The 11,969-nt window shown below is 73.0% G+C and carries 14 protein-coding genes; 6 read left to right on the top strand and 8 right to left on the bottom strand.

The window, feature by feature from the left end; translation table 11 throughout:
• The first annotated feature begins 274 nt into the window (after window positions 1-274).
• From ACIPW5_RS34660 to lnt, 3 genes are all read left to right on the top strand, one after another.
• On the top strand, window positions 275-451 hold the full coding sequence (locus tag ACIPW5_RS34660; RefSeq protein WP_362472667.1) for a hypothetical protein: 177 nt from the start codon (window positions 275-277) through the stop codon (window positions 449-451).
• Window positions 452-537: 86 nt separating this feature from the next.
• Window positions 538-999: a nuclear transport factor 2 family protein gene (locus ACIPW5_RS34655; RefSeq protein ID WP_401253772.1), complete on the top strand. Its 462-nt coding sequence runs from the start codon at window positions 538-540 to the stop codon at window positions 997-999.
• 59 nt (window positions 1,000-1,058) lie between these two features.
• Window positions 1,059-2,603 carry an apolipoprotein N-acyltransferase gene (lnt, locus tag ACIPW5_RS34650; RefSeq protein WP_401253769.1) on the top strand — a complete coding sequence of 515 codons (1,545 nt, stop codon included), beginning with the start codon at window positions 1,059-1,061 and terminating at the stop codon, window positions 2,601-2,603.
• Here the strand turns inward: lnt and ACIPW5_RS34645 are convergent.
• Complete coding sequence (locus ACIPW5_RS34645; protein ID WP_401253766.1) at window positions 2,542-3,453, bottom strand: Gfo/Idh/MocA family protein; 912 nt, start codon at window positions 3,451-3,453, stop codon at window positions 2,542-2,544. The genes lnt and ACIPW5_RS34645 overlap by 62 nt on opposite strands.
• Window positions 3,454-3,537: 84 nt before the next feature.
• Between ACIPW5_RS34645 and ACIPW5_RS34640 the strand changes: the two genes are divergently transcribed.
• Both ACIPW5_RS34640 and ACIPW5_RS34635 read left to right on the top strand, forming a co-directional pair.
• Window positions 3,538-4,059, top strand: coding sequence for a DinB family protein (locus ACIPW5_RS34640; protein ID WP_401253764.1), 522 nt, complete (start codon window positions 3,538-3,540; stop codon window positions 4,057-4,059).
• A 108-nt stretch (window positions 4,060-4,167) separates the two neighbouring features.
• Window positions 4,168-4,716 carry a hypothetical protein gene (locus tag ACIPW5_RS34635; protein ID WP_401253761.1) on the top strand — a complete coding sequence of 183 codons (549 nt, stop codon included), beginning with the start codon at window positions 4,168-4,170 and terminating at the stop codon, window positions 4,714-4,716.
• 135 nt (window positions 4,717-4,851) lie between these two features.
• On the opposite strand, the gene ACIPW5_RS34630 is transcribed toward ACIPW5_RS34635, so the two are convergent.
• The 7 genes from ACIPW5_RS34630 to ACIPW5_RS34600 form a co-directional block, all read right to left on the bottom strand.
• Complete coding sequence (locus ACIPW5_RS34630; RefSeq protein WP_401253758.1) at window positions 4,852-5,421, bottom strand: hypothetical protein; 570 nt, start codon at window positions 5,419-5,421, stop codon at window positions 4,852-4,854.
• A 50-nt stretch (window positions 5,422-5,471) separates the two neighbouring features.
• A complete protein-coding gene (locus ACIPW5_RS34625) occupies window positions 5,472-6,140 on the bottom strand; it encodes a uracil-DNA glycosylase (protein WP_401253777.1) in 669 nt (222 codons plus the stop codon).
• 133 nt (window positions 6,141-6,273) lie between these two features.
• On the bottom strand, window positions 6,274-7,857 hold the full coding sequence (locus ACIPW5_RS34620) for an ABC transporter substrate-binding protein (protein WP_401253755.1): 1,584 nt from the start codon (window positions 7,855-7,857) through the stop codon (window positions 6,274-6,276).
• A 152-nt stretch (window positions 7,858-8,009) separates the two neighbouring features.
• A complete protein-coding gene (locus tag ACIPW5_RS34615; protein ID WP_401253752.1) occupies window positions 8,010-8,786 on the bottom strand; it encodes an SDR family oxidoreductase in 777 nt (258 codons plus the stop codon).
• A gap of 26 nt (window positions 8,787-8,812) precedes the next feature.
• On the bottom strand, window positions 8,813-9,574 hold the full coding sequence (fabG, locus tag ACIPW5_RS34610) for a 3-oxoacyl-ACP reductase FabG (RefSeq protein WP_401253749.1): 762 nt from the start codon (window positions 9,572-9,574) through the stop codon (window positions 8,813-8,815).
• Window positions 9,575-9,710: 136 nt separating this feature from the next.
• Window positions 9,711-10,094: a DUF3037 domain-containing protein gene (locus ACIPW5_RS34605; protein WP_362472697.1), complete on the bottom strand. Its 384-nt coding sequence runs from the start codon at window positions 10,092-10,094 to the stop codon at window positions 9,711-9,713.
• Window positions 10,091-10,936 carry a HipA family kinase gene (locus tag ACIPW5_RS34600; protein ID WP_401253746.1) on the bottom strand — a complete coding sequence of 282 codons (846 nt, stop codon included), beginning with the start codon at window positions 10,934-10,936 and terminating at the stop codon, window positions 10,091-10,093. Before ACIPW5_RS34600 ends, ACIPW5_RS34605 begins: the two co-directional genes overlap by 4 nt.
• Before the next feature lie 274 nt (window positions 10,937-11,210).
• Here ACIPW5_RS34600 and ACIPW5_RS34595 point away from each other — a divergent pair, with 274 nt between their 5' ends.
• On the top strand, window positions 11,211-11,939 hold the full coding sequence (locus ACIPW5_RS34595; RefSeq protein ID WP_401253744.1) for a DUF2470 domain-containing protein: 729 nt from the start codon (window positions 11,211-11,213) through the stop codon (window positions 11,937-11,939).
• Window positions 11,940-11,969: the final 30 nt, after the last annotated feature.

Here is an 11,969-nt window from a genome sequence, read left to right as displayed (position 1 = left end):
CGCCGCCCGCGGGGTGGGGGGGCGCGGGGGTGGCCGGTGCGTGCTCTCGGCGTGCCGGGCGGAAGCCCGCGTACTGGACGTACTTGGGCTTTCGCCCGGTGCGGCGAGAGTGCGTGCCGGACCCCGCGGGGCAGGCGGGACTTTGCGGACACCCCCTAGCACCCCTCGGGCCCGTGGCCTGAACTCGACGCGGGGTCCGCCCGGGAACGTTCCCGGGCGGACCCCGCGTCGTTGTCCCCGCAGAGACCTGAAGGCGAACAGCAGGGGGTGTCCCATGGGCCGCGTGGTACTGGAGCGTTTTCCGGCGGGAAGTCCGAGGGGGAGCTGGCCCGCGGAGGAGTACGCGGCGCAGCGGATGCGCGAGGGCGTGCCGGCGGAGGTGGTGATGGACCTGGCGACCGACGCGTTCCTCGTCGTGATCCGGCAGCGGGAGGCGCATTCCGGTCACTGATCCGGTTCCGGTCACTGATCGGCTCCTCGGGGATCAATGGCCGCACGCCCCTTGGCCCCGTCGCCCGCCAGCCCCACACTGACCCGATGACGCAGCGTGTGGACCTGGCGACGGTGATGGACCGGCTCGCCATCGACGAGGTGGTCTCGGGGTACGCGGCGGCCGTCGACGACGGGGACTGGGGCGCCTACCGCGCCCTGTTCACCCCCGCCGGACGGGCCGACTACAGCTCGGCGGGCGGGGTCGAGGGCCCGGCCGCGGAGGTCGCCGACTGGCTCGCGGAGACCATGGGGCTCTTCCCGGTGCGCCAGCACCTGATCGTCAACCGGGTGATCAGGCTGGAGGACCGGGGCGGCTATCCCGGGGACTCGGCGGAGGTCCGGGCGGACTTCCTGAACCCGATGCGGCTGGCCGGGCCCGACGACCGGGGCACGGCCCCCAACTTCGTCGCCGCCGGGCGCTACTCCTTCGCCCTGGCCCGCACCCCGGACGGCTGGCGGCTCACGGGGGTCACGGTGCACGAGAAGTGGCGCCACATGGCGTCCTGACCCCGGGCCCGGGCCGCGCCCGGCCGGGGCCGGCCCCACACTGGAAGCGGAGGCGCCTCATGCTGCTCACGAAGCGGACCCGGTGGTGGCGTGCGGCAGCCGCGGCGGCCGCCGGGGCACTGCCCTGCCTCGCCTTTCCCGCGCCGGGGCTCTGGTGGTCCGCGTACGTCGTCCTCGTGCCCTGGATGCTGCTGCTGCGCTCGGCCCCCGACCGGCGGCGCGCCGCGCTGGAGGGGTGGCTGGGCGGTGCCGGCTTCATCGTGGCGGTGCACCACTGGCTGCTGCCGAGCCTGCACGTGTTCCTGGTCCCCCTCGCCGCGCTGCTGGGGCTGCTCTGGATCCCCTGGGCCCTGCTGGTGCGGGAGTTCCTCGGGGGGTCGCCGGGCCCGCGCCGGGCGGCGGCCGGGCTGGTCCTCGTACCGGCCGGCTGGCTGTTGTCCGAGCTGGCCCGGTCCTGGCAGGGGCTGGGCGGGCCGTGGGGGCTGCTCGGGGCCAGCCAGTGGCAGGTGCCGCCGGCGCTGCGGCTGGCCTCGGTGGGCGGGGTGTGGCTGGTGAGCCTGCTGCTGGTGGCGGTGAACTGCGCGGTGGTGCTGCTGGTCGCGGTACCGGGGACGCGGGCCCCGGCGGTGGCCTCGGTGGCGGGGTGTGCGGTGCTGACGGGGGTGGTGTGGCTGTGGCTGCCGCGCCCCGAGGTGTCGGGCGCGCTGCGGGTGGCCGTCGTCCAGCCGGGGGTGGTGGGCGGGACGGACGGGGCGGAGCGCCGGTTCGACGTGGAGGAACGCCTCACCCGGGCCCTGGCGGGGAGACACCCGGACCTGGTGGTGTGGGGCGAGAGCAGTGTCGGCGCGGACCTGGCGGCGCGGCCCGACCTGTCGCGGCGGCTCGCGGCCCTGTCGGCTGAGCTCGGCGCCCCGCTGCTGGTCAATGTGGACGCCCGGCGGTCGGACCGGCCCGGGATCTACAAGAGTTCGGTACTGGTCGGCCCCGACGGCCCCACCGGCGCCCGGTACGACAAGATGCGGCTGGTCCCCTTCGGCGAGTACGTGCCGGCCCGCTCGCTGCTGGGCTGGGCCACCTCGGTCGGCAAGGCGGCGGGCGAGGACCGGATGCGCGGCGCGGACCCGGTGGTGATGGACCTGCCCGGCGGGGTGCGGCTGGGGCCGCTGGTGTGCTTCGAGTCGGCCTTCCCCGACATGAGCCGGCACCTGGTCCGCGAGGGGGCCGGGGTGCTGGTCGCGCAGTCGGCGACCTCGACCTTCCAGGACAGCTGGGCGCCGGCCCAGCACGCCTCCCTGGCGGCCCTGCGCGCCGCCGAGACCGGCCGTCCGGCGGTCCACGCGACCCTGACGGGCATCAGCACGGTGTACGGGCCCTCGGGCAGCCGGATCGGGCCCGCCCTGCCCGCCTCGGCCAGTACGGCCGAGGTGTACGAGGTGCCGCTCGCCCGGGGCACGACCCCCTTCGTCCGCTTCGGGAACTGGCCCGCGGGGGCCGCGCTGGCCGCTCTGGGCCTGTACGGCGCGGTCTCGGGCGTGCGGGCGGTCAGGCTCCGGAGGCCTGCTCCAGAGCCGTCAGCACCACCCGCTCGCACAACTCGTGGGTGAGCAGGGCGTCCCGGGCGCTGAGCTCCTTGCCGCCCTCCACGGCCTCCAGGAAGGTGTCCACGGCCTGTTCGATGCCGCGCTGGCGGGCCACGGACACCCAGTCCCCGCGCCGGCGCACGGTGGGCTGGCCCCGGTGGTCGACGACCTCGGCCAGGTTGACGACCTGGCGCTTGGAGTCCTGGCCCGACACCTCCAGGACCTCCTCGGCGGACCCGGAGCGCCGGTTCATGACGCCCAGGGCGGTGAAGCCCTCGCCCGACATCTGGAGCACCACCTGGGACATCAGCCCTTCGCGCACCACGGCCCGGACGTCGATGTGGTCGGCCTCGCCGGGCAGCAGGAAGCGCAGGGTGTCGACGACGTGGATGAAGTCGTCCAGGACGAGGGTGCGGGGGTCCTCGGGCAGCCCGACCCGGTTCTTCTGCATGACGATCAGGTCGCGCGGGTGGTCGGCGCACAGGACGTAGCCGGGCGCGTGGCGGCGGTTGAAGCCGACGAACAGGCCGACCCCGAGCTCCTCGGCGCGTTCCACCAGGCGCCGCGAGTCGGCCAGCTCGTAGGCCAGCGGCTTGTCCACGTAGGTGGCCACGCCGGCGTCCAGCAGCCGCTCCACGATCGCCGGGTGGGCGTCGGTCGGGGCGTGCACGAAGGCGGCGTCGAGGCCCTCGGCGAGCAGGGCGTCCAGCGTGGTGTGGCGGCGCTCCGGCGGGACCCGGTGGGCGTCGCCGATCCGCTCCAGGGTGGCCGGGGTGCGGGTCTGCAGGTGCAGCTCCACCCCGGGACGGGTGGTGAGGACGGGCAGGTACGCCTTCTGCGCGATGTCGCCGAGTCCGATGACGCCGACCTTCACCAGGAGCCTCCTGATCTGTGCCTTGTGGGACAGCGGCAGCTTAATCCCTGGTGGGAGGGGGCGCGTTCGTCCAGGATGTGGACCATGACCTCCAACGGATCGCACCGCCCCGAACCCTCCACCACCGCCGGCGAGCGGGAGATGCTGGACGGCTGGCTCGACTACCACCGCTCCACCCTCGCCTGGAAGTGCGAGGGGCTCTCCGAGGAGCAGCTGCGCCGTACCCCGCTCGCGCCCTCCGGGCTGAGCCTGATGGGCCTGGTGCGGCACATGGCGGAGGTGGAGCGGTACTGGTTCCGGGAGATCGCCCTGGGGGCGGACCTGCCCGAGCTGTACAGCACCCGGGAACACCGCGACGGCGACTTCGAGTTCACCGACCAGGACACCTGGGCCTCGGCCGAGCAGGTCTGGCGTTCCGAGGTCGAACTGGCCCGGAAGGCGGCCGCGGGCCGCTCCCTGGACGCGGTGTCGGACGCCGCGAGCCACCGGCGCGGGGAGGTCTTCAGCCTGCGCTGGATCTACACCCACATGATCGAGGAGTACGCCCGTCACAACGGGCACGCGGACCTGCTGCGCGAGCACATCGACGGCGCCACCGGCGAGTAGCCGGGCCCGGTGCGGTGTCCGCCGGACATCCCCTCCCCGTCACCCGTGCGGGGTGAATATGGGCCCAGGGTTTTCACAACGGGGTCCTGGCACAGCAGAGTTGCGCGGGTGCATCCAACCCGAACCTCGACGAAGCTGCTCCTCGGAGCCGCCTGTGCCGTCTCGGCCGTCACCGGCTGCGTGAGCGTCAACCCCGCCCAGACGGGCCCGGCCGCGGCCCCCGCCGGCGGGCCGCCGCCCCGGCACGAGCCGCGCGGCGGTCCGGGGGCGCTGCCCGTGGTCGTGCAGGCGCCCGCCCTGGAGGCGCTGAAGGCGGTGCCCCGGGAGGGCGTGCGCCCCTCGGCCCCGACGGCCGCGGGCCGGGGCTCGGCGCGCTCGGTGCCCGGGCCGCGCACCGGGGAGGGCGAGGCCGTGCAGGCCGCCCGGGGAGTCCCCGACGTGCCGGTGCCGGCGGAGCCGGGCGGGCGCGGCAAGGAGGGCCCGCGGGGCCGTGCGCACGGATCGGAGCCGGGGGCGCAGCTGCCGCCGGGGCTGGCGCGGGAGCTGCCGGTCCGGCCGGCGGACGTGTGCGCGCTGGGCCGCCGGCACGGGAACTGGGACCCGCACGGCCCGGAGGCCCGGATCTGCGCGGGCGTCGAGGGCGCCGGGGCCGGCTGAGGTACCGCCGGGGACCGAGCCTCGCCGGACGCCCGCGGTCCGTCAGGCAGCGCGGCGGGGGCGCGGTTCCCGGGGGCGCCTGCCAGCGGTGGCCGGGGGACGCGCGGGGGCCGGGCGGGATCCGCAGGAGACGGCCTACGCCTGCTCGGGGAACGGCCGGGGGGCCGGGCCCGCCTCCGCCGCCAGCCGGCGCTCCAGGCGGGCGATGGCGGCCCGCACGCCGTTGCCGTACCCGTCGTCGGACAGCGCTCCGGTGGCCGCCCGGGCCCGCGCGAGGTGGACCCGGGCCTCGTCGGGCCGGCGCAGCTTGGCGTAGTCGGCGGCGAGGCTGAGGTGCAGGGAGGGGTAGAACACCCGCACGGCCGGGTGCGGCTCGGCCCGCCCGGGAAGTGCCTCCCCGAGCCGCTCGCCGAGCCCGTCGGCCGCGGTCAGCGCCCTCAGGTCCCAGGCCAGTTCGTCGGCGGGGTCGTCCTGGGCGTCGGCCAGGTAGTGGGCGAGGGTGCAGCGGTGGAGGGAGTCGCCCTCCTCGCCGATCTCGGACCAGATCTCGCCGAGCCGGTTGCGGGCCTCCTCGCGGTCTCCGGCGTGCAGCAGGATGACGGCCTGGCCGATCCTGGTCATGACGGCGTCCTCCGACGCCTCCTGCTGCTGCTCCCTCAACGGGGCCTCCGGCTCGCTCCGCCGGACCCGCTCCGGTCCGGTCATCAAGAAGCTAGCCGGAGGCACCGGCTCTGGCGCCGAGGCGCGGGGTGGTGTCAGCCCAGGTCCGGGATCCGCCAGTCGATCGGCTCATGGCCCTGGGCGGCGACGGCCTCGTTGATCTGCGTGAAGGGCCGGGAGCCGAAGAACTTCTTCGCCGACAGCGGCGAGGGGTGGGCGCCCTTGACGATCACGTGCCGCTCCTCGTCGATGAGCGGGATCTTCTTCTGGGCGTAGGCGCCCCAGAGCACGAAGACGACCGGGTCGGGCCGGTCGGACACGGCGCGGATCACCGCGTCGGTGAACTTCTCCCAGCCCTTGCCCTTGTGGGAGTTGGCCTCGGCCTCGCGGACGGTGAGGACGGCGTTGAGCAGGAGGACGCCCTGCTCGGCCCACGGCATCAGGTACCCGTTGTCCGGGACCGGCAGGCCGAGCTCCTCCTTCATCTCCTTGTAGATGTTGCGCAGCGAGGGCGGGGTCTTGACCCCGGGCTGCACGGAGAAGCACAGGCCGTGTCCCTGGCCGGCGCCGTGGTACGGGTCCTGGCCGAGGACCAGGACCTTCACCTTGTCGAACGGCGTGGCCTCCAGGGCCGCGAAGACCTGCTCGCGGGGCGGGTAGACCGGCCCGTTCGCCCGCTCCTTCTCGACGAACTCGGTGAGTTCCTTGAAGTAGGGCTGGTCCAGCTCCCCGCCGAGGACGGGGAGCCAGGACTCGGGCAGCATCTGGGTCACGTCGACAACCTCCGGTACAAGTTCGTGCAACTGCTCCGAACCTACCGGGGACCACTGACAACGCCGTCACCCGGGCGTCCCGCCGGAGCCGCCCGGACCGCCGGGACGGCCCGGACCGCCGGGATCACCAGCTGGTCTTGCGGTACAGCTCCCACATCTGCATGGCGGTCTGCGGGTCCAGGGCCCGTTCGGCACCGGCGATGTCCTCGCGTGCGCCGACGTACAGCTTGCCCTGCCACAGGGGCAGCAGCCGGACGTCCTGGGCGAAGATCTGCTGGGCCGCCTCGAACTCCCTGACGCCCGCGGACCGGTCGCCCTCGCGGCGGGACTTGGGCAGCAGTTCGTTCAGGATCTGCGTCGGCTCGTACGGGGTTCCGACCGCGTTCTCCTTGCCGACGAACGGCGCGATGAAGTTGTCGGGGTCCGGGAAGTCCGGGAACCAGCCTCGGCCGAAGACCGGGTACTGACCGCTCTTGTAGCCCTCCTGGAAGGTCTTCCAGGGCTGGCCGCGCAGGTTGATCTTGAAGAGGTCGCTCTCTTCGAGCTGCCGCTTGATCTCGGTGAACTCGTCGGCGGTGGAGGCGCCGTAGCGGTCCGTGGTGTACCAGAAGGTGAGCTCCACCTTCTGGGTGATCCCGGCCGTCGTGAGGATCTTCTTGGCCTTGGCGACGTCGGGGTTGCCGTAGATGTCGTAGAAGGGCGTCTTGTGGCCCACCACGCCCTTGGGGACCATCGAGTACAGCGGCTCGGCGGTGCCCTGGTAGACCTTGGAGACGATCGCACCGCGGTCGATGACCTGGGCGATGGCCTGGCGCACGGCCGGCTTGTTGACCTGCGGGTCGTTCGGGTTGAAGACCAGGTAGCGGATCTCGGCGCCGACGTTCTCCACGACCTGCACGCCCTGGGCGTGCGAGGCCGGGGTCTGGAGGTCCTTGATCTCCGCGGCGGAGAGGCCGCGGTAGGTGGCGTCGATCTCCTTGCCCTTGAGGGCGGCGATCATCTTCTTGGAGTCGGAGAAGTAGCGGATCGTCACCCCGTCGTTGCGGCGGTTGGCGAAGCCCGTGTAGCTGTCGTTGCGGCCGAGGACCGCCTCGCTGCCCTCCGCGTACGAGGTCAGGACGTAGGGGCCGGAGCCGGTGACCTTGCCGTCCTCGCGGACCTTGTTGGCCGGGTACGCCTTCGGCGCGACCAGGGAGGCGGCCGGCGAGCCCAGCACGTACGGGAAGGTCGCGTCCGGGGTCTTCAGGTGGAAGACGACGGTGAGCGGGTCCGGGGCCTCGATCTTGTCCAGGGTGCCGAAGAGACCGGCGGGGCCGACCTTGTGGTTGATCGTCTTGATCCGGTCGAGCGAGTGCTTGACCGCCTTGGAGTCCAGCGGCTCGCCGTCGGAGAACTTCAGGCCCTTGCGCAGGACGCAGCGGTAGGCGGTGTTCGCCGAGTCGGTGAACTCGCAGCTCTGGGCCGCGTCGGGCTGGGGCTTGGTGCTGCCCGTGGGGAAGGCCAGCAGGGTCTGGTAGACGTTGCGGTACAGCTCCCAGGAGCCGTCCCACGCCGCTGCGGGGTCGAGGGTGCTGGGCGCGCTCATGGTGCCTACGGTGATCCGCTTCGCGGCGGCGTCACCGTCGTCCGAGAACAGGCCGCAACCTGCGACCAGGGATATGGACGCAACGGCCGCAGCGATCTGCAGGCATCTGGTCCGGTTGAACACGTGCACGCTCCTCGATCAGCCAGGGGTGCGGCAGACCCTACCGCAGTGCCTCACAAATCCAATGGGCAGGTTTCGTGAGACGATTGACCGATTTCGGTCCGATTCGATACGCATTTGCCTCCTGTTGGGAGGCAAATGCGTCCGGTTATCGGTCAGTGCACACCGGCATTGAGGAACATTCCTCCGTCGACGACGAGAGTTTGTCCGGTGATCCATTCCGCTTGTGCAGATGTCAGGAATGCGGCCGCTCCGCCGATGTCCTCCGGGACCCCGAGCCGGCCGAGCGGGTAGGCGGCCGCGGCCTCCTGCTCGCGGCCCTCGTAGAGCGCCTGCGCGAACCTGGTCTTGACCACCGCCGGGGCGATCGCGTTGACCCGTACCGTCGGCGCCATCTCGTGCGCGAGCTGGAGGGTCAGGTTGATCATCGCGGCCTTGCTCATCCCGTACGCCCCGATGAAGGGCGAGGCGGAGACCCCGGCGATGGAGGCGATGTTCACGATCGCCCCGCCGTGGTCCTTCTGCCAGGCGTGCCAGGTCCGCTGGGCGAAGCCCAGCGCGGAGATCACGTTGGTCTCGAACACCTTGCGCGCCACCCCGAGGTCGAGGTCCGCGATCGGCCCGAAGACCGGATTGGTGCCCGCGTTGTTGACCAGGAAGTCGACGCGGCCGAAGGCCTCCATCGCACGGTCCACGGCGAGGGCCTGGTGGGCCTCGTCGTGCGCCTTCCCGGCCACGCCGACCACCCGGTCCGCGCCGAGCCGCTCCACGGCCTCCTTGAGCGCGTCCTCGTTGCGCCCGGTGATCACGACCCGGTCGCCCCGGGCGACCAGCGCCTCGGCGATCCCGTAGCCGATGCCCCGGCTCGCCCCGGTGACCAGGGCCACCTTGCCGCTGTCGATGCCGCCGTCCGTCACACCGCTGTCCGTCATGTCGTAAGCCCGCCTCTCGTGGGACGTCAGTTGAGCGGGCCGCCGGCCACGTACAGGACCTGGCCGGAGACGAATCCGGCGTCCTCGCCCGTGAAGAAGGCGATGGCGTTCGCGATGTCGTCCGGCCGACCCACGCGCTGCACCGGGATCTGCGAGGCGGCGGCCAGCTGGAACTCCTCGAAGCCCATGCCGACGCGGGCGGCGGTCTGCGCGGTCATCTCGGTGACGATGAAGCCGGGGGCGACGGCGTTGGCGGTGATGCCGAACTTGCCCAGTTCGATCGCCAGGGTCTTGGTGAAGCCCTGGAGGCCGGCCTTGGCGGCGGCGTAGTTCGCCTGGCCGCGGTTGCCGAGCGCCGAGCTGCTGGAGAGGTTCACGACGCGGCCGAACTTGGCGTCCACCATGTACTTCTGACAGGCCCTCGCCATCAGGAACGCGCCGCGCAGGTGCACGTTCATGACGGTGTCCCAGTCGGTGTCGCTCATCTTGAAGAGCAGGTTGTCGCGGAGCACGCCCGCGTTGTTGACGAGGACCGTCGGCGCGCCGAGCGTGCTCGCGACCCGCTCGACGGCCGCCTCCACCTGGGCGGCGTCGGAGACGTCGCAGCCGACCGCGAGGGCCTTGCCGCCGGCCGCCGTGATCGCCTCGACGGTGTCCTTGCAGGCGGCCTCGTCGAGGTCGAGCACGGCGACCGCCCGGCCCTCGGCGGCCAGCCGGATCGCGGTGGCCGCGCCGATGCCCCGGGCCGCCCCGGTCACGATCGCGACGCGCTGCTCGGTGGTGGACATGCTGTTCTCCTCGCCCTTGAGAGACGGCCGCCCGAAGGTGAGCAACCGCTTAGTAGCCTCAGCTGAGGAGACGCTAGGAGCCGCGACACCCCGTGTCAACGGCCCCCGGCGGCAGTGGCGCGGACCTGCCCGGAAATCAGCGGACGAGCAGCTCCAGCAGGCGTTCCACCTCGGCGGCCGGATCGGCCGTCAGGCCGGTGTGCACCGGTCCGGGCTGCACCACCGTGCTGCGGGGGGCGATCAGCCAGCGGAACCTGCGCCCCGCGTCGTCGCCCGCCGCCTGCCCGGCCTCCTCGCCGCCCGCGCACAGCCCCTCGACCCCGCGCAGCGCCGCCCGCACCCCGGCCACGTCGGCCCCCGGGTCCAGCGCGAGGAGCTTCGCCTCGTCGAGGTGGGTGCGCGCGGCGACGTAGGAGTGCGCCCGGCAGTAGACGATGACTCCGGCGTTGAAGCACTCGCCGCGCTCCATCCGGGGCACCACGCGCACCAGCGCGTATTCGAACACGTCCCGCTTGGTCACTCGTTGCCGCTCTTCTGCTTGTTCTTGTCCGACTGGGGAGGGAGCCGCTCGGCCAGCCAGCCCGGCGGACCGGAGCGCTGCCTGACCTCGGCCTCCATGGTGATCCTCTCGTGGATCGTGGCGGCGCGCGGCAGCAGTGCCTCCACGTAGGCGCGGCGCACCGCGTCGGCGGAGTCGAACCCGGGCTCGTCGACGAGCCACTCGTCGGGCACGTCGGCGGCGACCTCGGTGAGCAGTTCCTCGGTGACCAGCGGGGCCAGCTCGGCGGCGGCCGCCGCGATGTCGGGGCCGACGGGGGCCAGGACGTGGTCCGAGGCGTTGTAGGGCTTGGCGGCGGCGGCCGGGGCGGTGGGCCAGTTGTGGTGCCAGATCATGGTGGCGCCGTGGTCGATGAGCCACAGCTCGCCGTGCCACACCAGCATGTTCGGATTGCGCCAGGACCGGTCGACGTTGTTGATGAGCGCGTCGAACCAGACGACGCGCCCCGCCTCGACCGGGTCGGCCCGGTAGGCGAGGGGGTCGAAGCCGATCGAGCCGGGCAGGTAGTCCATGCCGAGGTTGAGTCCGCCGCTGGCCTTGAGCAGCTCCTGGACCTCCTGGTCGGGCTCGGCGAGCCCGATGACGGGGTCGAGCTGCATCTGCACCAGCCGCGGGACCCTCAGCCCCAGGCGCTGGGCGAGGCGCCCGCAGACGACTTCGGCGACCAGGGTCTTGCGGCCCTGGCCGGCTCCGGTGAACTTCATGACGTAGGTACCGAGATCGTCGGCCTCGACGATGCCGGGTAGTGAGCCCCCCTCACGCAAGGGCGTGACATATCGGGTTGCAATGACTTCGGTCAGCATCTTCCCAGGCCGTCCCAGGGCCGGGCCGGATCAACCGCGGCCCCGGCCCGCTCTCGTGTATTCGCACCGCTGTGACCTCGTCAACCTACACCCGGGTAGCGCCCGGGAGGCAGCAGGTTTCCGGCGGGCCGGGGTCCCGGTCCGCCCGGGGTACCCCGTTCCCGCGGAGGCCGCATGACGCCCTTTCCGCCCCCTCCGCCCTGGACACCCCCATTGGTTAGGTTAGCCTTACCTCAGTCCAACCTGTCGTGCACCCGTCTCGTGAGGAGTCGCCTTGAGTGCTGTTGCAGACGCCGCGCCGGGAGGGCCCACCGCCGCCGAGCGCGTCCGCTCCGTGCTGGCCCGGGCCGTTTCCCTGTCCCTCGTCACGGAAGCCCAGGCGTACGACCTGATCGGCCTGCACTCCGTCGGCCCGAAGGGCAGGATCTTCCTGCACCCCCCGGCCGACGGCCCGTTGGCCGCCCGGATCGCCACGGCGCCCCGCGGCAGCCTCGCGGCGCTGGTGCAGTTCACCGACGTGGCCCCGACCGCGGTCAGGGAGCGCGTCCGGGCCCGCGTGACGATCTCGGGCTGGCTGACCCCGGACGAACCGGGCCCCGACGGGGTGCGGCTGCGCCTGGACGCCGCGCGCGTCAGCCTCAGGACCGCGGCGGAGGTACGGGACGTCGGCCTCGACGAGTTCACGCTCGCCCGGCCGGACCCGATCGCCGCCGAGGAGGCCGGCATGCTGACCCACCTCGCCGACTCCCACGGGGAGATGGTGGCGGGGCTCGCGGCACTGGCCGCACCCCGGCTGCCGGCCGGCGTACTGCGGACCTCCCCGCTGGCCCTGGACCGGCACGGCATCACGCTGCGGTGCGAGTACCGCAGCGGCCACCTCGACCTGCGCTTCCCGTTCCCCGTCACGGCGCGGGACGCGGCCGGGGCCGGCGAGCAGGTCCGGCTGTTGCTGACGGCTCCCCGCCGGTACGCGGACCCGCGCCGCTCCCCCGCACCGAGCTGACCCGCCGTCCGGGGCGGGGGCCGGGGGGGC

Origin of the sequence: Streptomyces sp. NPDC090077 (assembly GCF_044747545.1) — a bacterium.
Classification (GTDB): domain Bacteria; phylum Actinomycetota; class Actinomycetes; order Streptomycetales; family Streptomycetaceae; genus Streptomyces.
Note: the sequence above shows the minus strand (reverse complement) of the source record. Positions and strands in the feature narration are given on the sequence as shown.